The following is a 24777-nucleotide window of genomic DNA, read 5'->3' as shown; positions in this document are numbered from 1 at the left end:
GTATCAGTCGATCAGTGGCTTGACGATCGAGACCACCTCATCGATGCCACGCTCGACATCGTTACGGGTGTAGCCCAGGGCTGCGACGTCCTCGGCCGGCGGCTCGTAGCTGAGTACGGTGCCGCGTCCGTGCACGATGCCCACGTCGGGCAGGAAGCGGTGTTCCTCGTCGACGGTGGTGATGGTGCGATCGCCGCCGGCGGCGTCGACGAGCATCTGGAAGTACTGCTGATAGGTCAGGTTCCGGTCACCGACCAGGTAGGCCCGGCCCGGTTCGGCATGGTTGAGGGCACCCCAGATCGCCTCGGCCAGCGAACGCACCGTCATGTAGTTGGTGCCACCCGGCGGGGCGGTGTCGGGAATCTGCGACTCCTTGCCGGCGGCCCAGGAGACCAGCCGACGGAACCGCTTGGCCGGTACCCCCGGGATCACGCCGATGATCGACGGCGGGTTCACCGTCGAGACATTGAACGACTCGTCGGCCAGCGCCCGGGCCCCGTCATCGGCGGCCTTGCGGGCGGCGACGTAGGCGTTCGTCTCGGCCAGATCGGGCAAGACCATGTGGTAGTAGCTGCCGACCTGGACGAACCGACGCACCCCGGCTTGTTTGGCCAGTTCGGCGAAGCGCGGGACGCCCTCGATCTGGGCCGACTTCCAGAACTCGTCGTCATCGACGTCGGCGGGCTTGTGCCGCACATCCTGGCCGGCGGCGAACACGATCGCGTCGAAGGGGGACAGCATCTCGGCGTGGTAGGTGCCGGCCATGTAGTCACCGATCAGTACCGGCAGATCGGCCACCGGTGACTCCTCGGGCAGTGCCGATCGCACCCCGACGGTGACATCGGCCCCCTGATCCTTCAGGTATCGGGCCGTGCTGGCCCCGATCATGCCCGATCCGCCGACTACAAGTACCTTCATGGGCCCATCCTCACCTTGCGAACGTTCGCGTGAGGTTCGGACGATACTTGTTTCGCGCCGGCGATGAGCGCGCGGTTCCGTTCGGTGAAGGTTGTGGCCGCTGTGTCACCATGAGGTATGCCCACCGACCAGGCGCCTGCGCTGAACTCGTCCCCGGGCCGGGTACCGCTCAAGCGCCAACTGACCAGTTTCGTCCTGGTGGGCGCGGTCTCGGCCGTGGTCGACTTCGGGCTGCTGGTGATCCTGATGTCGGCCGGGCTCGGCCACACCCCGGCCAAGGCCCTGAGCTGGGTGGCCGGCACGATCACCGCCTATCTGCTGAACCGGCGCTATACCTTCAGGGCCGCGGGCTCCGCCAAGCGATTCGTCGCGGTGATGGCCCTGTACCTGATCACCTTCGCCGTCCAGGTGGGGCTCTTCGCGGTCGTGTACCCGGTGCTGCTCGATATCAGCAACCGGCTGATCGCCCAGGTGGTCGGTTTCGTGATCGCCCAGGGCGTGGCCACGGTGACCAACTTCGTGGTGCAGCGCGCGATCATCTTCGGCAAGGACTGACCCGACACACCCGGCCGGCGACAGCGGTTCAGCGCATGCAGGTGCAATCGACGCACTGACAATCGGTGCACTCACAGGGTTCACCGTGGTGACAACCACAGATGTGTGCCTCGGTCGCCCCGATCAACTGTCGGCTCAGGTCCGGCCCGGTCAGCGCCGAGGCCTGCAGGTGACAGCTCACCCGGCGCGAATCCTCGTACCAGGCCGCGCAGGCAGGACACTCGAGCAGGTGTCGGTCGAGTTCGGCGTCGGAGAACGCACACGGCTCGCCGTCGAGGCGCGCCGACAGCGCATCGCGCCAGCGTTCCGCATCGGGGCAGCGTTCCGCATCGGGGCAGCGTTCCGCATCAGGGCAGCGTTCCGCATCAGGACAGGGTGCCGTCATGGGCCGATGTTAACCGCTAACCTCGGCCTCATGCCGCCTCGTCACCCATCCGACCGCACGGTCGTCGACGCCCGGGTGACCGCCTATGCGCTGCAGGCCCGGGCGGGGGACCGTCCGGCCCTGGGGGAGTTCATCCGGCTCACCCAGGACGATGTCTGGCGATTCCTGGCCCATCTGGCCGGGCGCGACGCCGCCGACGACCTCACCCAGGAGACCTACCTGCGGGCGATGGACGCCCTGCCCGGCTACCGCGGTGAATCCAGTGCCCGGGCATGGCTGCTGACCATCGCCCGCCGCACCGCGGTGGACCGGTTCCGCCGCGAAGCCTCCCGTCCCCAGCAGGTCTCCCCGGCCGCCGCCGAACGCTTGGCCGTGCCCGATGCCTCCGCCCGGGTCGAGATCGAGCAGATGCTCGACTCCCTCGACCGGGAACGACGCGAAGCCCTGGTGCTGACCCAGGTCTTCGGGCTGAGCTACGCCGAGGCGGCCTCGATCGCCGGGGTGGCGGTCGGCACGATCCGTTCCCGCGTGGCCCGAGCCCGGGCCGAGTTGATCGAACAATGGTCCGACGTGGTCGCCGCGCTGACCGATCGGGAGCGCATCGCCGGCTGAGATGTGGGCAAGGTCACGGGAACTTCCCGGGCACCGGCCACGACTCCTTGGAATGAGTTCATCGATCCAGGAGTTGTTTCCCCATGCGTAACCGTCGTTCCCTGCTGGCCGCTGTCGCGGCACTCGTCGTGCTGCCGCTGGCCGCCTGCGCGGGCCCTGCCGAACCCGCCGAACAACAAGGCGGTGACGACAATGAGGTCATCGTCTTCTCGCCGGGCGCGCTGGCCGGACACACCAAGTCGCTGGCCGCCGCCTACGAGGAGGCCGGGCTGGGCAAGGTCACCTTCGAAGCCGGCCACACCCCGATCCAGCGCGAACAACTCGCCAAGGGTGCGACCCCGGACGTCTGGATCGCGGCCAACCCCCGCGACATGAAGACCGCCGCGGAGGAGAACCTGGTCGACCCCGACGGGGTGCAGCCGCTGGCCAACACCAGCCTGGTCGTGGTGGTGGCCCCGGGCAACCCGGGCAATGTGTCGCAGTACACCGACCTGGCCCGTCCCGGGGTGAAGGTGCTGCTCGCCGACGAGAGCCTGCCGATCTGGATGGCCACCTCGAAGACCCTCGAGAAGATCGAAACCTCCCAGCCGGGTTTCACCGACAAGCTGATGTCCAACACCGTCTCGCGGGAATTGGGCGTGCAGCCGATCGTGCAGAAGGTGCAGCTCGGTGAGGCCGACGCCGGCATCGTCTTCCGCACCGACATCCCGAAGGACTCCGAGGCCACCGCGGTCGATTTCCCCGATGAGGTGAACACCGAACAGTCGCTGATGATCGCCCCGGTCACCGCCGGCAAGAACACCGAAGCCGCGAAGCAGTTCATCGAGTTCATGACCGAGGGCGCCGGTAAGGAGCGGATGGTCGAGGTCGGTTACACCGAGCCGACGTCTTGAGCCTGGTCCGCGCCGGCCGCAGGCCGACCGGGCAGCCCCGGGCGCGAGATGCCTTCTGGTTTCTCCCCCCGGCGGTGCTGCTGGTCGGCCTGCTCGGCGTGCCGATCCTCGGGTTGATCTGGGTCGCGATCGCCGGTGACCTGGGCACATACCTGAGTGATCCGCAGGTGCACGCCGCGGTGCGGTTGTCGTTGGTCACCACTGCCATCGCCATGGTGGTGATCGTGGTGACCGGTTTGCCGCTGGCCTATGTGCTGTCCCGGTGGCAGTTCCCGGGACGCTCGCTGGTCACCCTGCTGATCGACCTGCCGATCGTGTTGCCCCCGATGGTGGCCGGGATCGCCCTGCTGGAGGTCTTCGGCCGCACCGGAGTGGTCGGTGCACCCCTGGCCGAGTTGGGTATCTCGCTGCCCTTCAGCACCACCGCGGTGGTGATCTCGCAGGTCTTCGTCGCCGGGCCGTTCTTCGTCCGCGCCGCCCGGCTGGGCCTGGAGGAGGTCGACCCGCACGTGCGCGAAGCCGCCCGGGTCGACAAGGCTTCCGAGCTCGCCCTGTTCTGGCACATCATGGTGCCGATCGCCCGGCGGGCGATCCTCAGCGGGGTGGTGCTCGCCTGGGCCCGGGCCCTGGGGGAGTTCGGCGCCACGCTTTTCTTCGCCGGCAACCGCGAAGGGGTCACCCAAACCATGCCGCTGGCGATCTTCATCGGCTTCGAATCGAACCTCGCCCTGGCGGTCGGGTTGTCCTTCGTGCTGCTGATGGTCAGCATCGTGGTGCTGCTCGTGGTCGGCCTGCTCGGCGGCCGCCGCGACCTGAACGCCGGTTGACGCCCCGAGGCAAGGTCAGGCGGTGTAGACCATCCCGATCGCTTCCTGCACTTCGGCCAGGGTCTGATCGGCCTTGGCATTGGCCCGCTCATTACCCTCGGCCAGCACCGCGGCCAGGTGGGCCGGGTCGGCGGCGAGCTCGGCCCGGCGCTCCCGAATCGGGCGCAGGTGCTCGTTGATCGCCTCGGTCACCGCATCCTTCAATGCCTTGCCACCGGCATCGCCGATCGCGGCGGCGAAGGCCTCCGGCTCCTGACCACTCATCAAGGCACCGACCATCACCAGGTTCGACACCTCCGGACGGTTGTCCGGGTCGTAGGTGATGTTGCGGTCGGCGTCGGTGACGGCCTTCTTGAGCAGCTTCGCGGTTTCATCGGCCGAGTGCGACAGGGCGATGGTGTTGCCACGGCTCTTCGACATCTTCTTGCCGTCCAGGCCCATCACATAGGGCGCGGCCGACAACAGCGCCTGCGGCTCGGGCAACACCCGGCGCCCATCGGCGTACCGGTCGTTGAACCGGCGCGCCACCACCCGGGTCTGTTCCAGGTGCGGCAACTGATCGCGGCCCACCGGCACCAGGTTGCCGTGGCAGAACAGAATGTCGGCGGCCTGATGCACCGGGTAGGTCAGCAACAGACCGTTCAGCACGTCCAGCTTCGAGTTCGCCAACTCGTCCTTCACCGTCGGGTTGCGCTGCAACTCCGGCAGGCTCACCAGCGACAGGAAGGGCAGCAGCAACTGGTTCAGCGCCGGCACCGAAGAGTGGGTGAAGATCGTGGTGCGAGCCGGGTCGATCCCCACCGCCAGGTAGTCGGCGAGAATGTCGAACACATTGCGCCGCAGATCGCCCGGGTCGGTGCGGTCGGTGATCACCTGGTAATCGGCGACCACCAGCCAGGTCTCGATGCCCTGATTCTGCAACTCGACGCGACCCTTGAGCGTGCCCAGGTAATGGCCGATGTGCAGCGCGCCGGTCGGCCGGTCACCGGTCAACACCCGGTACCCGGACGGGTCGGCCAGTACTCGGTCGAGATCGGCGATCAGGCCCGGGTGGGTGCCGTCGAAGGTGGCGGTATCGGTCTCCGCGGCAGCGGGGTCGTTGGCAGTGGTGGTCTCGCGCTCGGTCACGATCACCATTCCTACCACTTCCGGTACCGGCCGTGCGTGGGGCGTTTACCGACGATCCACCCGGGCCGACCCGATAGGCTGGCTCACCGTGACGGACGTACGCCCCTATGTGGTGGGAATCATCGGCGGCGGGCAATTGGCCCGCATGACCTATGCCGCGGCCATCGGCCTCGGCATCGAGGTGCGAGTGCTGGCCGAGGGCCCGAAAACCTCGGCCGCCCAGGTGGCCCATCGGGTCACCGTCGGCGACTACACCGACCTGGACACGGTGCGGGAATTCGCCCGCGAATGCGATGCCATCACCTTCGACCACGAACATGTTCCGATCGACATCCTGGAGGCCCTCGAAGCCGACGGCATCGCGGTGCGACCCGGCCCGGCGGCGCTGATCCACGCCCAGGACAAGGCCGTGATGCGCGCCCGGCTGTCGAAGCTGGGTGCCCCCTGCCCCGAGCACGAGGTGGTCGCCGATGCGCGCGAACTGGCCGCCTTCGGTGACCGGGTCGGCTGGCCGATCATCGCCAAGACCTCCCGCGGCGGCTACGACGGCAAGGGGGTGTGGAAGCTGGATTCGGCCGAAGAGGCCGATGAACCCTTCGCGGCCCTGGCCGGACGCACCACCGTGGAGGGTGGGGTGATCTCGTCCGAGGGTGTGCGGATCGTGGCCGAGGAGTTCGTCGACTTCACCCGCGAACTGTCCGCGCTGGTGGTGCGCTCCCCATCGGGCCAGGCCGTGGCGTATCCGATCTCGGAGACCGTGCAGGAGAACGGCATCTGCGTCGAATCGACCACCCCGGCCCCCGGGTTGACCGAGGAACAGGCCACCGGCGCGCAACAGTTGGCGTTGAAGATCGCCCACGAACTTGGGACGGTCGGCATCCTGGCCGTCGAGTTGATGCAGCGACGCGACGGCACCGTGGTGGTGAACGAACTGGCGATGCGCCCGCACAACACCGGGCACTGGTCGATCGACGGGGCACACACCTCCCAGTTCGAGAACCATGTGCGGGCGGTGCTCGACCTGCCGTTGGGAGATCCGGCGACCCGGGCCCGGTGGACGGTGATGCGCAACGTGCTGGGCGGGGCGGTGGCCGACCTGCCCGCCGCCCTGTTGCACTGTTTCGCCCGCGACCGGCAACTGCGGGTGCAGTTCTACGGCAAGGACGTGCGCCCGGGACGCAAGGTCGGCCATGTGACGGCCTTCGGTGACGACCTGGCCCAAACCCTGGGCCGGGCCCGGCACGCCGCGGGCTATTTGATGGGTGAGGAGGGCTGGGCCGACCAGCCCCGGACGGACGGAGAGAACCGATGAGCAATGCCGCGCAGCCCCTGGTGGGCATCGTGATGGGGTCGGACTCCGACTGGCCGGTGATGGAGGCCGCCGCCACCGCCCTGGACGAGTTCGGGATCGGCTACGAGGCCGATGTGGTCTCGGCCCACCGGATGCCCGAGGCGATGGTCGACTACGGCCGCAACGCCCACACCCGCGGGCTTCGGGTGATCATCGCCGGCGCCGGTGGTGCCGCGCATCTGCCGGGCATGCTCGCGGCCCTCACCCCGCTGCCGGTGATCGGGGTGCCGGTGCCGTTGAAATATCTGGACGGGCTGGACTCGCTGCTGTCGATCGTCCAGATGCCGGCCGGGGTGCCGGTGGCCACCGTCGCGGTGGGCAATGCCCGCAATGCCGGGTTGCTGGCCGCCCGCATTTTGGCGGTGGCCGACGAAGCCCTGATCACCCGGATGACCGATTTTCAGGAGGACCTGAGAAAACAGGCCGAGGCCAAGGGCGAACGCGTCCGCAATCGCGACTGATCGCTCGCGACTGGGGGGCGACGCCCCGTGGCCCCGGCCCGGTGGGGTGGCTCAGCGGTTCGCCGGCAATCCGCCGATCAACTGACGGCTCATCACGATCCGCTGTACCTGGTTGGTGCCCTCGTAGATCTGGGTGATCTTGGCGTCGCGCATCATCCGCTCGCAGGGGTAGTCCTGGGTGTAGCCGTAGCCACCCAACAACTGCACCGCGTCGGTGGTGACCTGCATCGCCACATCGGAGGCGAAGCACTTGGCCGCCGCACCGAAGTAGGTCAGGTCGGCGTCGGTGCGCTCCGAACGGGCCGCGGCGGCGTAGGTGAGCTGGCGGGCCGCCTCGATCTGCATGCCCATGTCGGCGAGCATGAACTGGATGCCCTGGAAGTCGCTGATCGACTTGCCGAACTGCTTGCGCTCCTGGACGTAACCCAGCGCGTAGTCGAGCGCACCCTGGGCGATACCGAGCGCCTGGGCGGCGATGGTCACACGGGTGTGGTCGAGGGTCTTCATCGCCAGGCCGAAGCCGGTGCCCTCCTCGCCGATCATCCGGGAGGCCGGGATGCGGACATTGTCGAAGTAGACCTCACGGGTGGGCGAGCCCTTGATACCGAGCTTCTTCTCGGGCGCACCGAAGGAAACACCCTCGTCGGCCTTCTCGACCACGAAGGCGGAGATGCCGCGGCTGCGCTTCTCCGGATCGGTGACGGCGAAGACGGTGTAGTAGTCGGACTCGCCGGCGTTGGTGATCCAGCGCTTCACACCGTTGATCACGAACTCGTCGCCGTCGGCCACCGCGCGGGTGGTCATCGAGGCCACATCGGAGCCGGCCTCGGGTTCGGACAGGCAGTACGAGAACATCGACTCACCCGAGGCGACGGGGGTCAGATAGCGCTCGAGGAGTTCATCACTTGCCCCCAGCATCAGCGGCAAAGTGCCCAGCTTGTTCACCGCCGGAATCAGCGACGAGGACGCGCAGGCCCGAGCAATTTCCTCGATCACGATCACCGTGGCCAGCGCATCGGCGCCAACACCGCCGAAGCGTTCCGGGATGTGCGGGGCGTGGAAATCAGTGGCACGCAGGGCGTCGTAACTCGCCTGCGGGAAGGTTGCGGTCGCATCGGCTTCGGCGGCGTGCGGGGCGATCTTCGCCTCCGCCACCTCACGGATCGCTGCCCGGAAGGCCTCGTGTTCCTCAGTCGGACGGTAGACGTCATCGAAATCGCTCATGAGCCACAGGCTACTGATCGGCAACGGCGGCGGGTAGATGTACCACTATTTGGGTTGTGATGGGAAATCTGTCCCACTCATGGTTTGCCGGCGAATTTCTCCAAACCCTCGGTGCTGCCCGAGGCAATCTTGCCGAACATCTCCTTGGCCCCGGCCTCGTCCCACAACACCGCCGAACCGGCATTGGTCGAGTAGTTGGGGTCGGCGATCGGAACGGTCAGGGTCAGGCCGCTGCCGCGGGACACATCGAGGAAGGCCTTCGCCATCCGTCCGGCATCGGTCGCGCCGGTTTTGCGGTCCACCGACAACGAGGACGCACCCGCCTTGGAGAGGTTCCAGTACCGGGTCGGAATGAGCACGTTCATCGGGTTCGCCGACTTCTTCGCGATCTGCGACAACATCTCCCGCTGCCGCTCGACCCGGCCCAGATCGCCGCGCGGATCGGCCTTGCGCATCCGCACGTACCCGAGCGCGGTCGGTCCGTCCATCTGCTGACAACCCGCCGGTAGATCCAGGTGCGAGTCGCGGTCCTGGATCGGTTCGTCCAGGCACATCTCGATGCCGCCCAGGGCGTCGATCACATTGACGAAGCCACCGAAGCCGACCTCGATGTACTTGTCGATGCGCACCCCGGTGCTCTGTTCCACGGTTTGCACCAGTAGTTGCGGGCCACCGAAGGAATAGGCCGCGTTCAACTTGTTCTCGCCCTGCCCCGGGATCGGCACGTAGAGGTCGCGCGGCAGGGAGATCAGTGCGGGCTTTCCGGTGCGCGGCACGAACAGCAACATCATCGTGTCGGTGCGTTGGCCCTCGGTCCGGCCGGTACCCAACCGGCGCTGTTCCTCGGGGGTGAGCCCTTCGCGGGAATCGGAGCCGACCAACAGGTAGGTGGTGCCGGGCTGGTCACCGGGGCGCTCACCGGTGGGCATCGCCTCGATCTTGGTCGCACTGTTCCAGGCGACCATCGGCACCCCGATCAGGTACCCGCCCAGGGCCAGGATCAGCACCAACAGGATCAGGAAGAAACTCCGTACCGGGCGGCGCCGACGACGCTTGCGCGGCCGGGACGGCTCGGGCCGGGTGGGCGGCGGCCCGGGCGGGCGGCCACTGCCACGACCCCCGGGTGCCGCAGTGGGGCGCACCGGACGTTGCGGCTCGGGTTCGGGTTCGGCGACCGGAGGCTGCATCCGGGTCTGTGCAGGATCCTCGAGGTAGGACTGCCGGCGACGCGGGTCCTCGGCCGCCGGTTCTTCGACGAACGACTGACGGCCACGCTGGGGTGGGTTGACCGCCGCCGGGGTGTCGTCGGCCGGCGGCATCTGGCGGGTGGCGTCGTCATCGTTTTCGTCGCGCCGATACAACCAATCGAGGTCGCTGCGGGAAGGGGCCATAAGAGCAACGGTAACCGACAGGCGAAGCCGCCGACGCCATTTGTGACGAGGTTGGCAGGATGGACCCATGACCACCGCACCCGCATCCGCCGACCGCCTCAGCTATCCACCGGTGAGCGTGGTGATGCCGGTGCGCAATGAGGAACGGCACCTGTCGGCGGCGGTGGCGCGGGTGCTCGACCAGGAGTATCCCGGGGAGCTCGAACTCATCGTGTCGATCGGGCCCAGCAAGGACCGGACCCACCGGATCGCCGAGGAACTGGCCGCCGCCGACCCGCGGGTGCGGATCGTGGACAACCCGGACGGCTGGACCCCGGCCGGGTTGAACCGGGCGATCGAGGTGGCCCGCCACGACATCATCGTGCGGGTCGACGGGCACGGCGAGCTCACCCCCGGCTACATCACCACCGCGGTGGAACTGATCGAGGAGACCGGGGCGGCCAATGTCGGCGGCTTCATGGACGCCCAGGGCGACAGCACCTTCGAGCGGGCGGTCGCCACCGCCTACACCAGCCGGCTCGGACTGGGCGGTGGGGCCTTCCATCTGGCCACCAGCCACGAGGGCCCGGCCGACACCGTCTATCTCGGCACCTTCCGCCGCGACGCCCTGGCCAAGGTCGGCGGATTCGACGAAACCATGCACCGCGCCCAGGACTGGGAACTGAACTACCGACTGCGCCGGGCCGGGGAGCAGATCTGGTTCTCACCCGAACTGCGGGTCACCTACCGGCCCCGCTCGACCTGGGTCTCGTTGGCCAAGCAGTTCTACAACACCGGACGCTGGCGCCGCGAGGTGGTGCGCCGCCATCCCGAAACCGCGTCCCTGCGCTACCTGGCCCCGCCGATGACCGTGCTCGGACTGGGGGTCGGCAGCACGGCCGGCCTCGCCGGGCTGATGCGCCGGGCCGCCGGACGACGCGGCTTCTTCTCGGTACTGCTGATGCTGGGTTTCCTGGCCCCGCTGGTCTACGGCACCGTCGTCGTTGCCGGGGCGGCCTCCCTGCGCCGACCGCTGCCACCGAAGGTGCGCGCGCTGCTGCCGGCGGTGCTGGTCGTGATGCACCTGTCATGGGGTCTGGGCTTTCTGGTGGGGTTGAGTCGACGATGAGCTACCACCGCCGTTTCGAGGAGCGGCTGCGCCACGACGCGAGCGCACCGCTGCTGACCTGGTACGACCTGGACACCGGAGCCAGGGTCGAACTGTCGGCCACCACCTTCGGCAACTGGGTCGACAAGACCGGCCACCTCCTGGCCGAGGAGGCCGATATCGAGGACGGTGACCTGGTCGCGATTCCCCTGGCGGCCGAACGTCCCGGGCACTGGATGACCCTGGTACTGGTGGCGGCCTGCTGGCATCTGGGTGCCGCGGTCAGCCACCGTGACGACGACCGGGCCCGACTGGTGATCGGCGGTCCCGCGGTCGAGGCCGATCCGGCCGGCCGGCCGGCCTGGGCGGTATCCCTGCACCCGTTGGGGGTCGGGCTCGGTAACACCGGCCCCGGAGTGCTGGACTGGGCCGACGAGGTGCGCGGCTACCCCGACCTGCATGTGCCCCCGGTGGACGACGAGACGGGGGAGGCCTGGGTCGATCCGCCGGTCACCTTCGCCGAACTGACCTCCGAGTCGGATGAGGCCGCCCGACGGCTGATCAGGGCGGGCGAGCCCTGGCCGACCGTCCGGGCCGGGTTGGTCACCCCGATCCTGACCGGGGGATCGGCGGTGATGGTCGAAGGCACCGCCGCCGACGAACGCCTGAGCGCGATCGCCGCCGACGAACACGCTCGGCTCTGAGCCCGGTTCCGCACCACGGCAGGGATCCGCGGGCTCCGTCCACGGCAGCAATCAGGCACTGGCCTTAAATACACCACACCCCTGAGGGTGAAACGGGGCAACATACGCCAGAAATCCTTTTGAGTACACGGATTCCTCCGATTCTCTGTTTACTTTTAGTTCTGTCTAAGATTGACGGGTGAGCTACCGTGAAGACCTGATCATGGCCGCCGTGCGCGCATTTGCCCGCCGCGGCCCCGAAGGCACCACGGTGAACGACATTGCTGCTGAAGCTGCGGTCAGCCAACCGCGCATCAGTCAGATCTTCGGCAGCAAGGAGCAAGCCTGGCAGGCGGCGTTCACCTGGGCGAGTACCGTCGTGGTTCAGGAGTTGACCGATCGCCTCGAGCATCACCAGCAGCCCGAAACGGCCTGGGACGCGGTCAAGGACCAGCGGCCGGATGAACTGATGGTGCTGCTGCACTGCCTCAGCGCGGCGCGACATTTCCCCGACAAGCGCGAGAACATGCGCGATGCGCTCGGGGCGATGGCCGGGGTGGCCGAACAACGCGGACTCCCCGCCGACGCCTTCGTGCGCGAGGGTCTGCTGACCAGCGTCGAGGTGAGCCTCGGGGTCAGCTCCCTCAACGAGGTCGTCACCCTCAGTTCCTGAGCCTCGGCTCGCGGGGCGGTCCGGGTCGCGAAGTGACGAGCCGGCGGCAGTGGGCTTCGTCCGGCCACTAGGGTCGAAGGCATGCGTTATGCCGTGATTGTCGCAGGCGGGGCCGGTACCCGGCTGTGGCCGTTGTCCCGCAAGGGGACGCCCAAGCAGTTGCTCCCGCTGATCGGTGACCGTTCGCTGTTGCGGATGGCCTTCGATCGCGTGGTCGACGTGGTCGGCGCCGAACGGGTGCTGGTGTGCACCGGCGCGGCCTTCGCCGATCAGGTCGCCGCCGAACTGCCGGAATTGCCGGCCCGGAACATCCTCGGTGAACCCGTCGGCCGCGATTCGCTGAACGCGATGGCCTGGCCGACCGCGGTACTGGCCGCCCAGGACCCCGAAGCCACCGTGGCGATCGTCACCGCCGACCACATCATCGAACCCGAGGAGACTTTCCGGGCCACCCTGCAACGGGCCTTCGAGGTCGCCGAAACTCAGCCGGCACTGGTCACCTTCGGGGTGGTGCCCACCCATCCGCACACCGGCTACGGCTACCTGTGGCAGGGCGAGGTACTGGGGGAATCGGTGCAGCGGGTGCGGGAGTTCCGCGAGAAGCCCGACCGGGAAACCGCCGAGGCCTATCTGGCCTCGGGGGAGTACTGGTGGAACTCCGGCATGTTCGTCTGGCGGGCCGAACACTTCCTGTCCGCCCTGGCCACCCTGCTGCCCCATGCGCACCGGATCGTCACCCAACTCGCCGAGCAGCCGGAACTGCTCGATGAGCTGTTCGCTCAGTTGCCCAAGGTCAGCGTCGACTACGCGGTGATGGAGCCGGTCTCGCACGGCCGCACCGAACTCGACATGGTCGCGGTCGAACTGCCGATCAGTTGGCACGACATCGGCGGCTTCACCTCCCTGGCCGGCCAACTACCCACCGACGAGGCGGGCAATGCGGTGGACGGTGCGGCAGTACTGCTGGACGGCACCGACAACCTGGTGGTGAACCACGTCGGCGACGGCCACCTGGTCGCCGCGGTCGGATTGAGCGGTCACGTGGTGGTGCACACCGACGAAATCACCCTGGTCTGCCCGCTGGATCAGGCCGAACGGATCAAGGAACTCGTCGCCCGGGTCACCGAAACCGCCGGGGACCACTACGCCTGAATCGGGCGGGCTCCGCTCCTCGGGGAGTCGGCCGGGTTCCGTCGACAGGTTTCAGGCGACAGGGATCAGGCCACGCCGTTCAGTCGACAGCCGGGTAGCCGGCCGCGGTCAACACCCGGGCCAGTGCGGCGGCCTCGGTCTCGGGTGCCCACTCGGTGACTCGGCGCACCACCTCGTCGTGGTCGAGCAGCACCAACGAGCCGTACTCCTCGCCGCGTCCGATCGCGTGCAGCACCGCCAACAGCACTGCCTCACGGGTGCCGTGGGCGAACAGATCGCGGGACGGGTCGCGGTACAACCCGCGCACCCCGCCCGGTTCGTCGGTGACCAGATCGGGCCGGCCCCGCACCACCGCCACCGGGCGTCCGGACAACTTGCCCTTCACCAGGTCGGCCGCCGCAGCCAATTCATCGGCCACCGCGATCGCGGTCACCGCCAGCGGATTGCCGTGGGCGTCCACCCGTCCGGCATGGTCGTCGATGTCGAGCACATGCGCCGAGCCGATCGCATGGTCGGTCTGGCCCTCCCGCCAGGCCCGGCCGGCGGTATCGGAGATCACCACGCCCAGCCGGTGGCCGGTGCGCGCGGTCAGTGCGGCATGGATCGCGCGGGCCGAGGCATCGGGATCGGCGGGCAGCAGTAGCACCGTGCCCCCGGCGACATTGGAGCGATCCAGCCCGGCGGCGGCCTGGGTGATCCCCAGCCGGTTGCGCACGATCCGCACCCCCGGCCGATGAGCCACCACCTCGACCGTCTCGTCGGCGAACACCTGCTCGTAGTCGGCCTCGTCGGCCAGCCGGCCCTCGGCCTTGCTGACGATCTTCGAGGTGACCACCACGATGTCGCCGTCGCGCAGGTCGTCGGCCAGCAGATCGGCGAGCAGCGCGCCCAGATCGGTGCCGGGGGTGATCTCCCCGAGCCCCTCTGGGGCCCGGATCTCCAGCCGCATCAGGCCCGCCGGCCCACGAGTTCTTCACCCACGGTCAGGAATCGGGCAGTCTCGGCCGGGTCGTCCATCATCAGCGGGGTGGCGACTGTCGGCAGCCCCTCGGCGGTCAGCGTCTCGGCGGCGTCCCGGTCTGTTTCGTGCACCAACCAGCCGTCCAACAGCCCGCCGCGGGAGCGATGCCCGTAGTGGCGACCCACACCGGCGGCACTGACCTCGACCCCGACCATCGGCAGCAGCCGGTGCGCCATGCCGAGCACGGGGGAGTCGCCGATGATGCCCGACACCCCCAGCACCGGGGCCTTGGCCGCCCGGATCGCCGCCCGGATGCCCGGTACCGCCAGCACCGGCCCGATCGAAACCACCGGGTTGGACGGGGCGAACAACACCAGGTCGGCGGCCGCGATCGACTCGGTCACCCCGGGTGCCGGCGTCGCCTCCTGGATTCCGATCAGCAGGTGTTCGCGGGCCTCGGGCTCGGCCCGGTGCCGCACCCAATACTCCTGGAAGTGCATCGTGCGGCGTCCGGACGCGGACTCCGGGTCGTCGACCACCAGATGCGACTCGACCCGATCCTCGGTCATCGGCAGAATCCGGATCTTCGACTCCGGGCCCAACCAGCGGTGGCACAGGGCCGCGGTGACATCGGCCAGCCGGTAGCCGGCGTTCATCAACTCGGTGCGGATGATGTGGGTGGCGACGTCACGATCGCCGAGGGCGAACCAGGTGGGCTCCACGCCGTAGGTGCGCAGCTCGTCCATGATCCGCCAGCCCTCGTCACTGCGACCCCACTTGCGGTCCGCGTCGATGCCGTCGCCCAGGGCGTACATCATCGTGTCCAGATCGGGACACACCCGCAGCCCGTGCAAGGTGATGTCATCGGCGGTGTTGACGACCACGTCGATGGTGGCTTCGGGGTGGGCATGTCGCACGCCGCGGACGAATCGGGAACCACCGACACCGCCGGCCAAGATCACAATGTGCACCCCACCAGTCTTACCGCACCGGGCTGTTCGGCACGACCCGCCCGAGGTATGTGGTCGATGGAACCCCACCGGGCTAGGGTGACTGCGGAGTGGCCGCCACGGTGGCCGGACGACAACGATGGGATGAGCAGATGCAGTGGCTCGATAAGTTGAAGGGATATCGCGAGGTCGGCGCGTTCGTGATGATGGGAGCCCTTGGGTTGTCCATCCTGGCCGGCCTGGTTCGGGTCATCGGCGCCTCCGAGTACGACCCGGGCGTGGCTGTTCGGGCCTCTTACACCTACGGGAACTTCGTGGCCGCGGTGCCCGCCGTGGTGCTGGTGTTGCTGGTGCTGTCGTTGGCGACCCAGGAGCCGAAGTCGCCGCGAGTCGGCATGATTGCCCTGATCGGCGCGATCTTGACCGCGGTCGGAGCTTTTGCGGCCTTCGTCTTCGGCCTCATCGGTCTGGGCAGTGAGTTCGACGGCGCGGGCAATATGATCTCCTATCTGATCAATTGGCTGATCACGCTGGTCGTTCCGGCGGTGTGCGCCGCGGTGCTGATGCTGACCTACTTCGGCACCAAGCCCGCTCCCAGCTACCAGCACCCGCAGCAGTACGGGTCGGCCGCGGGCCAGGTGGGCTCCGGGTACCCCCAGGGCCAGTCGGGAATGCCGGCCGGTCAGCCGGGCCAGCAGGAGCAGCCCGGTCAGCAGCCCACCTGGGCGCCCGACCAGGCCTCGGGTGGTGCCTGGCAGACCGCCGGCCATGCCGCCAGCGGGGCCTCGGCCACCGAATGGGGTCAGCCCGGTCAGCACCAGGGCTGGGGTACCGGGTCGGCGCCGAGCGCGACCGAGCACACCGGTCCGATCCAGCACGACCCGGCCCAGGGCCAGCAGCCCCAGCAGCCTCAGCAGGACTGGGGATCGGTGCCCAGCGCCACCGAGCACACCGGCCCGATCCAGCAGGATCCCGCCCAGGCCCAGCAAGGTTGGGGTTCGGTGCCCAGTGCGACCGAGCACACCGGCCCGATTCAGCAGGACCCGCAGCAGGGCTACCTGGGTCAGCAGCAGCCGCCGCAGGGTGGGTGGGGTTCGGTGCCGAGCGCGACCGAACACACCGGCCCGATTCCGACCGACCCGGCGCAGCAGCCCGGCCAGTACGGCCAGCAGCCCGGCCAGTACGGCCAGCAGCCCGGCAACCAGTGGTCGAACCAGCCCGAGAATCAGTGGTCGAACCAGCAGCCGGAGAACCAGTGGCAGCCGATCGACCCGAACGATCCGCAGCAGGGCGGTTACCGCTGATCGGAGCCGAACCGGGCAGTGCCTGAACCGAACCCGCCGTCGTTTCACATCTTTCGTGGAGGCGGCGGGTTCGTCGTGTCCAGCGACACCCCGGAGAGTCCGAAACTTCGCAACTGGTAGCTACCACTGGCTCCGTTTGGGTGATTTTGGACGTATATACCTCATTCGAGCTTGACTAACGGGTAACGACAGGCGTGTAATTCCATCAGTGTTATTCAGTTGAATCGTCGGGTCGAGGGGGAAATATGCAGGACATCTGGGAGGTGCTTACCGACGAGGATGAAGGTCTCCTCGCCTGGCAAGAAGAAGCACTCTGCGCGCAGACCGACCCCGAAGCGTTCTTTCCGGAGAAAGGCGGATCGACGCGAGATGCCAAGAAGGTGTGCCAGTCGTGTGATGTTCGCACCCAGTGCCTGGAATATGCACTGGAGCACGACGAGCGCTTCGGCATCTGGGGCGGCCTGAGTGAACGAGAACGGCGCAAGCTGAAGAAGCGGGCCGGTTGATCAAGCTCGGGCAGGCATTCGCCGCCCGGGCTTCATTGTTTCGGGGCGAAAGTTCTCGGGGTGGAAGTGCTACCGGCGATGCGGCAGGTCAGTCGTCGTCATCGTCGTCGGGGTCGGCGCTCGGATCGATCGTGGTGACATCCAGACCGGTCAACGCCGCCAACTGCTCCACGATGGTGCGGTGCACCAGAATGCGCAGGCCCTGGCGGCTGGCCGCCCGCCGCTCCAGCGGACGCCGGAACACCACCACCTGACCCGGATTCTCCTCGTCGGCCTCCACCGCCGCGGCCAGGGGAACCCGATCGGGCCGCCAAGCATCGGTCAACACCGGGACATCCTCGATGCCCACCCGGGTGTTGCGCAGCGCTTCGGGGCAGTGCTCCCGAATTCGGTTCACCGACCCGGCCACCGCCTCGGCGAACCAGTCGCCGTGATTGATCGTCCGGGGCGGACGCACCGGTGTGGCGGTATAGGGGTTGCTCAGGGCCAAGGGGCCCCGCAGGCCCCGGCCGTGCCGGTCGCGTCGCGCAGACATGACCCGCACTGTACCCACTCGCCGTCCGGTCGCAGTTCCGCCTACTCGCACCCCGCCCGACCTGTCATCCGCTGTCGGCCCCGCCGGACCTGCCCCACTGTCGACCCCGCCGGACCTGCCCCCACTCTCACCCCCTTCCGACACCCGAGCTGCTGCAACGAGCCTAGTTTCGGGGAGCAAAGCCGTATATTGCGCCGGCGGGCCAAGAACGGGCCGGTTGCAGCAGGCACCGGGTGGAGCCGACCCGATTCCGAGCGGCGGGTGCCTCCGGAGATGGTCGGCGGCGCGCCTACCACCCAAAGCTGCCCGGGCGGATTAGTTTCTCTCCCGTGGCAATCAGACAGTGCTCCCGGACGGGCTGCTCGGCGCGCGCGGTCGCCACGTTGACCTATGCCTACGCCGATTCGACCGCGATCCTGGGTCCCCTCGCCCAGCGCACCGAACCGGGCACCTACGACATCTGCGAACAGCACTGCAGCACCCTTTCGGCCCCCCGGGGATGGGAGATCATCCGCCTGCCGATGCCCGATCAGGCCCCGGTGGCCGACGGCGACGACCTGCTGGCCCTGGCAAATGCGGTGCGCGAAGTCGGGTTCAGCTATGGCGAACGAGCCGCCCACACCGACCTCGCCCCGGGCAGCGGAGTGGTCGAAGTGGGACGTAAAGCACATCTGAGAGTCCTCACCGACCCGGACGCCTGAGACCCGCTTTCCACCCCTCAGCGGGTACGCTGGCCGATTGTGATCAACCCCGGCATCTTCAAGGCCAACGACATCCGCGGTGTCGTCGGCGACGATTGGGACGCCGACGGCGCCTTCGCGATCGGCGCCGCCTGGGCCGATGTCCTACGTGGCACGGAATCCGGCGACACCATCGTGGTCGGGCGGGACATGCGCACCTCCTCACCGATGCTCGCCGAAGCCGTGATCTCGGGTGCCCGCTCGCGCGGAGCCAACGTCATCGACATCGGTCTGGCCAGCACCGACCAACTGTGGTTCGCCTCCGGACACCTCGACGTCCCCGGCGTGATGCTGACCGCCAGCCACAACCCCGGGCAGTACAACGGCATGAAACTGTGCCTGGCCCAAGCCGCCCCGATCACCCCCGACCTGCTCGCCGAGGTGGCCCGCCGGGCCATGGCCGGGGCCGGTGAAACCGTCGACCGGCCCGGAACCCTGACCGAGACCGATGTGCTGCCCGGCTATGCGAACCGGATGCTGTCGCTGGTGCCGCTGGATCTGCGCCGCCAACTTCGGGTGGTGGTCGATGCCGGCAACGGGATGGCCGGACACACCCTGCCGGCGGTCTTCGGCGGCCTCGATCTCGACCTGATCGAGCTCTACACCGACCTGGACGGCACCTTCCCGAACCACCCACCCAATCCGCTGGATCCGGAGAACCTGCGCGACTGCCGCGAAGCCGTCCGCCGGCACGGCGCCGACATCGGGCTGGTCTTCGACGGTGACGCCGACCGGTGTTTCATCATCGACGAGCAGGGCGAGGCGGTCGACCCGTCCTCGATCACCGCCCTGATCGCGGTGCAGGAACTGCATCGCGAACCCGGCGCGACGATCGTGTGCAACACGATCAGTTCCCGCTCGGTGCACGAGGTGGTCGAGGAGATGGGCGGCCAGATCGTGGTCTCCCGGGTCGGGCACACCTATGTGAAGACCGCGATGGCCGAACACCGGGCGATCTTCGGTGGCGAGCACTCGGCGCACTACTACTTCCGCGACTTCTGGGGTGCCGACACCGGCATGCTCGCGGCCCTGCACGTGATCGCGATGCTGGCCGGGCGCGACGAGCCGTTGTCGCAGTTGTTCTCCCGGTTCCGGCGCTACGAGCCTTCGGGCGAGCTGAACAGCACCGTCGCCGACACCGACGCGGCCATCGAAGAGGTGGCCGAGCGGTGGCGTGACCGCGGCACCATCGACCGCAGCGACGGGCTCACCGTCAACGGCGACGATTGGCGGTTCAACCTGCGGGCGTCCAACACCGAGCCGCTGCTGCGCCTGAATGTGGAGGCCGTGGAGCACAATCGGATGGTGGAGATCCGCGACGAGGTGCTGGCCATCGTCCGCGCGTGATTGGATACGACTGTTGACCAACGGGGGAGTGCCCCCGACCGGGAGGAATCATGGCCGTCGAACTAGCCCCTGACCTGCTGGCCGTACTGGCCTGCCCGAACTGCCACGCCTCCTTCGCGGTCGACCACGAACGCGACGAACTGGTCTGCACCGGTGCCGACTGCGGGCTCGCCTACCCGGTGCGGGACCGGATTCCGGTGCTGCTGATCGACGAAGCCCGCGCCCCCGGCACCGCCGGGCCGGCCCCCGCCGCCGACTCGCCGACCTCCGGGAGCTGACCATGGCCGGGTTGTTCGACGACGCCCGCCTCGAGGACGAGCAGTGGCTGGCGCGCATCGACGCCCCGCTGCGACACCTGGCCGAACTCGGTGCCCGACTGCGCCGGGAGGCCGATGCCGCCGCTGCCCAGCACCTGACCGCCGACGACCGGCCGCGCGCGGTGGTGGCCGCCGGCTCCGAGGCCCGGCTGATCCGTGCCCTGTTGGAACCGACCTGCCCGGTGCCCTTCGTCGCCTGGCCCAGCCACGGCCTGCCCGGCTGGGTGGGCCCATTGGATCTGGTGATCGTGCTGGCCACCGACGGCTCCGACCCGGGCCTGGTCGCCACGGTGCGCGAGGCCGTCCGGCGCGGGGCCCGATTGCTGGTCGCCTGCCCGCCCGGCTCGTTGATCGCCGAACACGCCGCCGCCCGCGGCACGACCATGTTGCCGATGCACACCGGCGACACCCTGGCCGCGGTGCTGCTGGTGCTGTCCTGCCTGCACGACCTCGGCCTGGGGCCGCGGGTCGACATCGCCGAGGTGGCCGACGCCGTGGATCAGGTCGCGATCGCCTGTTCCCCCTCGGCCGACCTGGCCGCCAACCGGGCCAAGGAACTGGCCTGTGCCCTGGCCGACGCCCAGCCCCTGGTGTGGGGTGGTTCGGTGCTGGCCGCCCGGGCCAGCCGACGGATTGCCGAGGCCCTGCGCGCCGAGTCCGGACGTCCGGCCCTGGCCGCCGATGCCCGCGAACTGCTGCCGATCATCAACGCCACCACCGGCCGCGACCTGTTCGCCGACCCCTTCGACGACCCGGCCGGAGACCGCCGTCCGGTGCTGGTGGTCTGCGCCGACGGGCCCGACGACGAGATCGACCGGGCCGCCCGCACCAGCCTGATGGCGGCCGCCGACCGGCGCGATGTGCGGGTGGCGGTGATCGACCATGACGCCCCGTCCGCGGTCGCCCGGTACGCGGCCGTGTTGCAGGAGGGACGCTTCGCCGCCCTGTACCTGGGCCTGGGGCTGGCCGACGAGCAGTGAGGGACGAGGAGGACGCGATGCAGAAGGTACTGGTGTTGAACGGGCCGAATCTGGGCCGGCTCGGCAAACGCGAACCGGAGATCTACGGCAGCACCACCTTCGCCGAACTGGCCGACCATCTGGTCGAGACCGGTACCGGTCTGGGCTTCGAGGTCGAGGTGCGCCAGACCGACAACGAGGCCGAGATGATCGGCTGGCTGCATGAGGCCGCCGACCAGTCGCTGCCGGTGGTGCTCAACCCGGCCGCCTGGACGCACTACTCCTACGCCCTGGCCGATGCGGTCTCGATGCGCACCGCACCCCTGGTGGAGGTGCACATCTCCAATATCCACGCCCGCGAGGAATTCCGGCACCACTCGGTGGTCAGTGGCAGAGCCACCGGGGTGATCGCCGGGCTCGGCCTGGGTGGCTACGACCTCGCCCTGGCCCACCTGGCCTCGGTGCTGAACCGGTCGGCCTGAGCCGGCCCGAACCCCGTCCGTCGGCGCCGGGCGATCGCTGCCCGGTCGCGGGAAAAATGGTCGGTGCGGGCCTGTACGCTCCCTGTCATGGATTACCGCGTGGCTGACCTGTCGCTGGCCGACTTCGGACGAACCGAGATCACCCTCGCCGAGCACGAGATGCCCGGCCTGATGGCGATGAGGGAGCAATACCGGGGGCAGAAGCCGCTGGCCGGGGCCCGCATCGTCGGCTCGTTGCACATGACGGTGCAGACCGCGGTGCTGATCGAAACCCTGGTCGACCTCGGCGCCGAGGTGCGTTGGGCCTCGTGCAATATCTTCTCCACCCAGGACCATGCCGCCGCCGCGATCGTGGTCGGCAAGGGCACCCCGGACGACCCCCGGGGAGTGCCGGTGTTCGCCTGGAAGGGCGAGAGCCTGGCCGAGTACTGGTGGTGCACCGAGCAGATCTTCGACTGGGGAGACGAGTTGCCCACGATGATCCTGGACGACGGCGGTGACGCCACCATGCTGCTGCACGCCGCCGCCGAGGCCGCCAAGACCGGCGAGCTGCCGAAGGCCGGCGACAACGACTCGGAGGAATACCACGTCTTCTGCGACCGGGTCGCCGAGACGATCGGGGCCGGCAAACTCGACTGGCAGGCCATCGGCGCCGCGATCCGCGGGGTCACCGAGGAGACCACCACCGGCGTGCACCGGCTGTACGAGATGCACCAGCGCGGCACCCTGATGTTCCCCGCGATCAACGTCAACGACTCGGTCACCAAGTCGAAGTTCGACAACAAGTACGGCTGCCGCCACTCGCTGATCGACGGCATCAACCGGGCCACCGATGTGCTGATCGGCGGCAAGGTCGCGGTGATCTGCGGCTACGGCGATGTCGGCAAGGGCTCGGCCGAATCCCTGCGCGGGCAGGGCGCTCGGGTGATCGTCACCGAGATCGATCCGATCTGCGCCCTTCAGGCCGCGATGGACGGTTACCAGGTCGCCACCCTCGACGATGTGGTCGGCGAGGCCGACATCGTGATCACCGCCACCGGCAACCGCGATGTGGTCACCGCCGAACACATGTCGAAGATGAAGCACCAGGCGATCGTGGGCAATATCGGCCACTTCGACAACGAGATCGACATGGCCGGGTTGACCGCGATCGAGGGCATCCGCCGCGAGAACGTCAAACCGCAGGTCGACCTGTGGCACTTCCCCGACGGCCATGCGGTGATCGTGCTCAGCGAGGGACGGCTGCTGAACCTGGGCAATGCCACCGGCCACCCCAGCTTCGTGATGAGTAACTCCTTCACCAACCAGGTGCTGGCCCAGTTGGAACTGTGGAATGCCGACTACGAGATCGGCGTCCACCTGTTGCCCAAGCATCTGGACGAACACGTCGCCCGCCTGCACCTGGAATCCCTCGGGGTGAAGCTGACCACCCTGACCCCGGTGCAGTCGGAGTACCTGGGCATTCCGATCGAGGGTCCCTACAAGTCCGATCACTACCGCTACTGAGCAGCGGGCGCGCCGGGCCTCGAGAGCTGGGCTCGACCGCGGGGGTTGGACGTTGGGCTGACGGCTCGGGTTCGACGGTCCGGAAGCAACGGCTCGCGCCCCGGGGAACCGGGGCCGGGCCGGGAGCGTCCCTGGACTACTGTGGAGTACGTGAAGAGCCGTCGAGTGATCGTGATGCGACACTCGAAGTCGTCCTGGAAAGACAACCTGCCCGACCATGAACGTCCGCTGGCAGGCCGCGGACGCCGCGACGGCAAGGCCGCCGGGGAACTGTTCGAACGCCTCGGGCTGCGACCCGACCTGGTGTTGTGCTCCACCTCCACCCGCACCCGGCAGACCCTGGAGCGACTGGTGCTCGGCGGCGCGGAGGCCGAGCCGGTGCATTACAGCGAGGCGATCTACGACGCCGACGGGTCCGACCTGCTGGAGGTCATTCGGGACACCCCGGCCGAGGTGCGCACCCTGCTGCTGATCGGGCACTGGCCCGCAGTACAGGACGTGGTCGGGCTACTCGCCACGCCGGACGCCACCGACGAGAACTGGCGCGCCCTGTGCGAGAAATTCCCCACCAGCGCCCTGGCGGTGGTCGGAGTACCCGGCGGCTGGGACGAGGCCGGCGACGGCAAGGGCCGGCTACTCGGTTTTCACGTACCCCGGGGCTGAGCGGGTCACCCGAAAGGCCACCCCGGGTAAGTGAAGTGGACGGTGGGGCAGTGGACCTACTCGTCGTCCCCCTCGCCCGGCCGCAGCGAAGCCCAGATCTCCTTGCATTCGGGGCAGACCGGAAACTTCTGCGGGTCGCGGCTGGGAACCCACACCTTGCCGCACAGCGCGATCACCGGGGTACCCATCACCATCGCCTCGGTCAACTTGTCCTTCGGCACATAGTGCGAAAAGCGTTCGTGATCACCATCGTCGAGGCGTTCCTCGGTGCGCTCGTCGAGGATCGTTTCCGCGCCGGGGCTCAGTTGGGTCATGCCACAATCGTAACGCTTCGCCCATGACCGGGCAGTACTTCCGCAAAGACAGGACATTTGGCGCATGACCCCCGACATCAGCGTTGAGCTGAGCAACGGCATCCTCACCGTCACCCTCGACCGGCCGGACAAACGCAATGCGATCAGCAACGAGATGTACCGGGTGCTGGCCGATGCGGTGGAGCGTGCCGAAACCGACAGCGCGGTGCGGGTGTTGGTGATCCGGGCCAACGGTGAGATGTTCACCTCCGGCAACGACCTGGGCGACTTCGCCGCGATGTCGCAGGGCAGGTCGATCGAGGAATCCCACGGCGGCCGCTTCATCCGGGCACTGGGCGCCAGTAGCTGCCCGATCGTGGCCGCCGTCCAGGGCCGCGCGGTGGGCATCGGGGTCACCATGTTGCTGCACTGCGACTACGTCCTGCTGGCCGAGGGCGCCTCGCTGACCACCCCCTTCGTCAACCTGGCCCTGGTACCCGAGGCCGGTTCATCGGTGCTGCTCACCGAAGTGCTCGGGCACCGCAAGGCCTTCGAGATGTTCGCCCTGGCCGAACCGTTGGACGCCGCCGACGCGGTGGCCGCCGGGGTCGCCAACCACGTCGTCCCCGCCGAAGAACTGCACGACCGGGCCCAGCAGGTCGCCGAACGACTCGCACAGCAACCCATCGGGGCGCTGCGGGCCACCAAGCGGCTGATGCGCGACACCGAGATGATCGGCCGGGTGATCGAGGAAGAACTGGAGATCTTCGGGCAACGGTTGCGCACCGATGAGGCCCGGGAAGCCTTCGCGGCCTTCGCCGAGAAGCGCCGGCCGGACTTCACCAAGTTCAACTGAGGTGATCTAGCCTGAGCG

The 24777-nt window shown here is 68.4% G+C and carries 29 protein-coding genes; 20 read left to right on the top strand and 9 right to left on the bottom strand.

Annotated features, from left to right (window positions below; all coding sequences use genetic code 11):
• Positions 1-3 precede the first annotated feature (3 nt).
• Positions 4-918, bottom strand: coding sequence for an NAD-dependent epimerase/dehydratase family protein (locus ACR4XW_RS07700; RefSeq protein WP_434759961.1), 915 nt, complete (start codon positions 916-918; stop codon positions 4-6).
• A 117-nt stretch (positions 919-1035) separates the two neighbouring features.
• On the opposite strand from ACR4XW_RS07700, the gene ACR4XW_RS07695 reads away from it, so the two are divergent.
• Positions 1036-1473: a GtrA family protein gene (locus ACR4XW_RS07695; protein WP_434759960.1), complete on the top strand. Its 438-nt coding sequence runs from the start codon at positions 1036-1038 to the stop codon at positions 1471-1473.
• A 28-nt stretch (positions 1474-1501) separates the two neighbouring features.
• Here ACR4XW_RS07695 and ACR4XW_RS07690 read toward each other — a convergent pair whose 3' ends face one another.
• The gene (locus ACR4XW_RS07690) at positions 1502-1858 is read right to left on the bottom strand and encodes a zf-HC2 domain-containing protein (RefSeq protein WP_434759959.1); all 357 of its coding nucleotides are present in this window, start codon (positions 1856-1858) and stop codon (positions 1502-1504) included.
• Between the two features lie 30 nt (positions 1859-1888).
• On the opposite strand from ACR4XW_RS07690, the gene ACR4XW_RS07685 reads away from it, so the two are divergent.
• The 3 genes from ACR4XW_RS07685 (at position 1889) to ACR4XW_RS07675 (ending at position 4190) form a co-directional block, all read left to right on the top strand.
• Positions 1889-2470 carry a sigma-70 family RNA polymerase sigma factor gene (locus ACR4XW_RS07685; RefSeq protein WP_434759958.1) on the top strand — a complete coding sequence of 194 codons (582 nt, stop codon included), beginning with the start codon at positions 1889-1891 and terminating at the stop codon, positions 2468-2470.
• Between the two features lie 83 nt (positions 2471-2553).
• Complete coding sequence (gene modA / locus ACR4XW_RS07680; RefSeq protein ID WP_434759957.1) at positions 2554-3363, top strand: molybdate ABC transporter substrate-binding protein; 810 nt, start codon at positions 2554-2556, stop codon at positions 3361-3363.
• Positions 3360-4190 carry an ABC transporter permease gene (locus ACR4XW_RS07675; protein ID WP_434759956.1) on the top strand — a complete coding sequence of 277 codons (831 nt, stop codon included), beginning with the start codon at positions 3360-3362 and terminating at the stop codon, positions 4188-4190. Before modA ends, ACR4XW_RS07675 begins: the two co-directional genes overlap by 4 nt.
• A gap of 15 nt (positions 4191-4205) precedes the next feature.
• Here ACR4XW_RS07675 and trpS read toward each other — a convergent pair whose 3' ends face one another.
• The gene (gene trpS, locus ACR4XW_RS07670; RefSeq protein WP_434759955.1) at positions 4206-5327 is read right to left on the bottom strand and encodes a tryptophan--tRNA ligase; all 1122 of its coding nucleotides are present in this window, start codon (positions 5325-5327) and stop codon (positions 4206-4208) included.
• A 79-nt stretch (positions 5328-5406) separates the two neighbouring features.
• Here trpS and ACR4XW_RS07665 point away from each other — a divergent pair, with 79 nt between their 5' ends.
• Positions 5407-6630 carry a 5-(carboxyamino)imidazole ribonucleotide synthase gene (locus ACR4XW_RS07665; protein ID WP_434759954.1) on the top strand — a complete coding sequence of 408 codons (1224 nt, stop codon included), beginning with the start codon at positions 5407-5409 and terminating at the stop codon, positions 6628-6630.
• Positions 6627-7130 (top strand): 5-(carboxyamino)imidazole ribonucleotide mutase, encoded by a 504-nt coding sequence (gene purE / locus ACR4XW_RS07660; RefSeq protein ID WP_434759953.1) that lies wholly within the window; start codon positions 6627-6629, stop codon positions 7128-7130. Before ACR4XW_RS07665 ends, purE begins: the two co-directional genes overlap by 4 nt.
• A gap of 51 nt (positions 7131-7181) precedes the next feature.
• Here purE and ACR4XW_RS07655 read toward each other — a convergent pair whose 3' ends face one another.
• Positions 7182-8354, bottom strand: coding sequence for an acyl-CoA dehydrogenase family protein (locus tag ACR4XW_RS07655; protein WP_434759952.1), 1173 nt, complete (start codon positions 8352-8354; stop codon positions 7182-7184).
• A gap of 77 nt (positions 8355-8431) precedes the next feature.
• The gene (locus ACR4XW_RS07650; protein ID WP_434759951.1) at positions 8432-9745 is read right to left on the bottom strand and encodes an LCP family protein; all 1314 of its coding nucleotides are present in this window, start codon (positions 9743-9745) and stop codon (positions 8432-8434) included.
• A 67-nt stretch (positions 9746-9812) separates the two neighbouring features.
• Here ACR4XW_RS07650 and ACR4XW_RS07645 point away from each other — a divergent pair, with 67 nt between their 5' ends.
• From ACR4XW_RS07645 to ACR4XW_RS07630, 4 genes are all read left to right on the top strand, one after another.
• Positions 9813-10853: a glycosyltransferase family 2 protein gene (locus ACR4XW_RS07645; protein ID WP_434759950.1), complete on the top strand. Its 1041-nt coding sequence runs from the start codon at positions 9813-9815 to the stop codon at positions 10851-10853.
• On the top strand, positions 10850-11536 hold the full coding sequence (locus ACR4XW_RS07640; protein ID WP_434759949.1) for a TIGR03089 family protein: 687 nt from the start codon (positions 10850-10852) through the stop codon (positions 11534-11536). Before ACR4XW_RS07645 ends, ACR4XW_RS07640 begins: the two co-directional genes overlap by 4 nt.
• A 178-nt stretch (positions 11537-11714) precedes the next feature.
• On the top strand, positions 11715-12188 hold the full coding sequence (locus ACR4XW_RS07635) for a TetR/AcrR family transcriptional regulator (protein ID WP_434759948.1): 474 nt from the start codon (positions 11715-11717) through the stop codon (positions 12186-12188).
• Between the two features lie 81 nt (positions 12189-12269).
• Positions 12270-13340, top strand: coding sequence for a mannose-1-phosphate guanylyltransferase (locus ACR4XW_RS07630; RefSeq protein WP_434759947.1), 1071 nt, complete (start codon positions 12270-12272; stop codon positions 13338-13340).
• Between the two features lie 79 nt (positions 13341-13419).
• On the opposite strand, the gene cofE is transcribed toward ACR4XW_RS07630, so the two are convergent.
• Both cofE and cofD read right to left on the bottom strand, forming a co-directional pair.
• Complete coding sequence (gene cofE, locus ACR4XW_RS07625) at positions 13420-14289, bottom strand: coenzyme F420-0:L-glutamate ligase (protein ID WP_434759946.1); 870 nt, start codon at positions 14287-14289, stop codon at positions 13420-13422.
• Entirely contained in the window at positions 14289-15272 is a 984-nt protein-coding gene (gene cofD, locus ACR4XW_RS07620) for a 2-phospho-L-lactate transferase (protein ID WP_434759945.1), read from the bottom strand. The genes cofE and cofD overlap by 1 nt, the downstream gene beginning before the upstream one ends.
• Before the next feature lie 131 nt (positions 15273-15403).
• On the opposite strand from cofD, the gene ACR4XW_RS07615 reads away from it, so the two are divergent.
• Entirely contained in the window at positions 15404-16555 is a 1152-nt protein-coding gene (locus tag ACR4XW_RS07615) for a hypothetical protein (RefSeq protein ID WP_434759944.1), read from the top strand.
• Between the two features lie 245 nt (positions 16556-16800).
• On the top strand, positions 16801-17061 hold the full coding sequence (locus ACR4XW_RS07610; protein ID WP_434759943.1) for a WhiB family transcriptional regulator: 261 nt from the start codon (positions 16801-16803) through the stop codon (positions 17059-17061).
• An 88-nt stretch (positions 17062-17149) separates the two neighbouring features.
• On the opposite strand, the gene ACR4XW_RS07605 is transcribed toward ACR4XW_RS07610, so the two are convergent.
• A complete protein-coding gene (locus ACR4XW_RS07605) occupies positions 17150-17596 on the bottom strand; it encodes a metallopeptidase family protein (RefSeq protein WP_434759942.1) in 447 nt (148 codons plus the stop codon).
• A gap of 329 nt (positions 17597-17925) precedes the next feature.
• Here ACR4XW_RS07605 and ACR4XW_RS07600 point away from each other — a divergent pair, with 329 nt between their 5' ends.
• The 7 genes from ACR4XW_RS07600 (at position 17926) to ACR4XW_RS07570 (ending at position 23610) form a co-directional block, all read left to right on the top strand.
• On the top strand, positions 17926-18297 hold the full coding sequence (locus tag ACR4XW_RS07600; protein ID WP_434759941.1) for a DUF3499 domain-containing protein: 372 nt from the start codon (positions 17926-17928) through the stop codon (positions 18295-18297).
• 39 nt (positions 18298-18336) lie between these two features.
• The gene (locus ACR4XW_RS07595) at positions 18337-19683 is read left to right on the top strand and encodes a phosphomannomutase/phosphoglucomutase (RefSeq protein WP_434759940.1); all 1347 of its coding nucleotides are present in this window, start codon (positions 18337-18339) and stop codon (positions 19681-19683) included.
• A gap of 50 nt (positions 19684-19733) precedes the next feature.
• Positions 19734-19961 carry a Trm112 family protein gene (locus ACR4XW_RS07590; protein ID WP_434759939.1) on the top strand — a complete coding sequence of 76 codons (228 nt, stop codon included), beginning with the start codon at positions 19734-19736 and terminating at the stop codon, positions 19959-19961.
• 2 nt (positions 19962-19963) lie between these two features.
• A complete protein-coding gene (locus ACR4XW_RS07585) occupies positions 19964-20980 on the top strand; it encodes an SIS domain-containing protein (RefSeq protein ID WP_434759938.1) in 1017 nt (338 codons plus the stop codon).
• 17 nt (positions 20981-20997) lie between these two features.
• Positions 20998-21441, top strand: a complete 444-nt coding sequence (gene aroQ / locus ACR4XW_RS07580) for a type II 3-dehydroquinate dehydratase (RefSeq protein WP_434759937.1) — start codon at positions 20998-21000, stop codon at positions 21439-21441.
• Between the two features lie 87 nt (positions 21442-21528).
• Positions 21529-22947, top strand: a complete 1419-nt coding sequence (ahcY, locus tag ACR4XW_RS07575; protein ID WP_434759936.1) for an adenosylhomocysteinase — start codon at positions 21529-21531, stop codon at positions 22945-22947.
• A gap of 150 nt (positions 22948-23097) precedes the next feature.
• Positions 23098-23610 carry a SixA phosphatase family protein gene (locus ACR4XW_RS07570; RefSeq protein WP_434759935.1) on the top strand — a complete coding sequence of 171 codons (513 nt, stop codon included), beginning with the start codon at positions 23098-23100 and terminating at the stop codon, positions 23608-23610.
• 56 nt (positions 23611-23666) lie between these two features.
• Here ACR4XW_RS07570 and ACR4XW_RS07565 read toward each other — a convergent pair whose 3' ends face one another.
• Positions 23667-23924 (bottom strand): DUF3039 domain-containing protein, encoded by a 258-nt coding sequence (locus tag ACR4XW_RS07565; RefSeq protein ID WP_434759934.1) that lies wholly within the window; start codon positions 23922-23924, stop codon positions 23667-23669.
• Between the two features lie 64 nt (positions 23925-23988).
• Between ACR4XW_RS07565 and ACR4XW_RS07560 the strand changes: the two genes are divergently transcribed.
• Positions 23989-24759: an enoyl-CoA hydratase-related protein gene (locus tag ACR4XW_RS07560; RefSeq protein ID WP_434759933.1), complete on the top strand. Its 771-nt coding sequence runs from the start codon at positions 23989-23991 to the stop codon at positions 24757-24759.
• The last annotated feature ends 18 nt before the right edge of the window (positions 24760-24777 follow it).

Source organism: Pseudenemella bisphenolivorans (assembly GCF_051133435.1).
Taxonomy (GTDB): Bacteria; Actinomycetota; Actinomycetes; order Propionibacteriales; family Propionibacteriaceae; genus JAAYAO01.
The sequence above is the reverse complement of the archived record's forward strand: the minus strand, read 5'-3'. Positions and strand labels throughout refer to the sequence as shown.

Excerpts from the sequence above, each read along its gene's own strand:
- ACR4XW_RS07700 (WP_434759961.1), bottom strand. The coding sequence starts at position 918 with ATGAAGGTACTTGTAGTCGGCGGATCGGGCATGATCGGGGCCAGCACG.
- ACR4XW_RS07695 (WP_434759960.1), top strand. The coding sequence starts at position 1,036 with ATGCCCACCGACCAGGCGCCTGCGCTGAACTCGTCCCCGGGCCGGGTA.
- ACR4XW_RS07690 (WP_434759959.1), bottom strand. The coding sequence starts at position 1,858 with ATGACGGCACCCTGTCCTGATGCGGAACGCTGCCCTGATGCGGAACGC.
- ACR4XW_RS07685 (WP_434759958.1), top strand. The coding sequence starts at position 1,889 with ATGCCGCCTCGTCACCCATCCGACCGCACGGTCGTCGACGCCCGGGTG.
- modA (WP_434759957.1), top strand. The coding sequence starts at position 2,554 with ATGCGTAACCGTCGTTCCCTGCTGGCCGCTGTCGCGGCACTCGTCGTG.
- trpS (WP_434759955.1), bottom strand. The coding sequence starts at position 5,327 with ATGGTGATCGTGACCGAGCGCGAGACCACCACTGCCAACGACCCCGCT.
- purE (WP_434759953.1), top strand. The coding sequence starts at position 6,627 with ATGAGCAATGCCGCGCAGCCCCTGGTGGGCATCGTGATGGGGTCGGAC.
- ACR4XW_RS07655 (WP_434759952.1), bottom strand. The coding sequence starts at position 8,354 with ATGAGCGATTTCGATGACGTCTACCGTCCGACTGAGGAACACGAGGCC.
- ACR4XW_RS07650 (WP_434759951.1), bottom strand. The coding sequence starts at position 9,745 with ATGGCCCCTTCCCGCAGCGACCTCGATTGGTTGTATCGGCGCGACGAA.
- ACR4XW_RS07645 (WP_434759950.1), top strand. The coding sequence starts at position 9,813 with ATGACCACCGCACCCGCATCCGCCGACCGCCTCAGCTATCCACCGGTG.
- ACR4XW_RS07640 (WP_434759949.1), top strand. The coding sequence starts at position 10,850 with ATGAGCTACCACCGCCGTTTCGAGGAGCGGCTGCGCCACGACGCGAGC.
- ACR4XW_RS07630 (WP_434759947.1), top strand. The coding sequence starts at position 12,270 with ATGCGTTATGCCGTGATTGTCGCAGGCGGGGCCGGTACCCGGCTGTGG.
- cofE (WP_434759946.1), bottom strand. The coding sequence starts at position 14,289 with ATGCGGCTGGAGATCCGGGCCCCAGAGGGGCTCGGGGAGATCACCCCC.
- ACR4XW_RS07615 (WP_434759944.1), top strand. The coding sequence starts at position 15,404 with ATGCAGTGGCTCGATAAGTTGAAGGGATATCGCGAGGTCGGCGCGTTC.
- ACR4XW_RS07610 (WP_434759943.1), top strand. The coding sequence starts at position 16,801 with ATGCAGGACATCTGGGAGGTGCTTACCGACGAGGATGAAGGTCTCCTC.
- ACR4XW_RS07605 (WP_434759942.1), bottom strand. The coding sequence starts at position 17,596 with ATGTCTGCGCGACGCGACCGGCACGGCCGGGGCCTGCGGGGCCCCTTG.
- ACR4XW_RS07590 (WP_434759939.1), top strand. The coding sequence starts at position 19,734 with ATGGCCGTCGAACTAGCCCCTGACCTGCTGGCCGTACTGGCCTGCCCG.
- ACR4XW_RS07585 (WP_434759938.1), top strand. The coding sequence starts at position 19,964 with ATGGCCGGGTTGTTCGACGACGCCCGCCTCGAGGACGAGCAGTGGCTG.
- aroQ (WP_434759937.1), top strand. The coding sequence starts at position 20,998 with ATGCAGAAGGTACTGGTGTTGAACGGGCCGAATCTGGGCCGGCTCGGC.
- ahcY (WP_434759936.1), top strand. The coding sequence starts at position 21,529 with ATGGATTACCGCGTGGCTGACCTGTCGCTGGCCGACTTCGGACGAACC.
- ACR4XW_RS07565 (WP_434759934.1), bottom strand. The coding sequence starts at position 23,924 with ATGACCCAACTGAGCCCCGGCGCGGAAACGATCCTCGACGAGCGCACC.
- ACR4XW_RS07560 (WP_434759933.1), top strand. The coding sequence starts at position 23,989 with ATGACCCCCGACATCAGCGTTGAGCTGAGCAACGGCATCCTCACCGTC.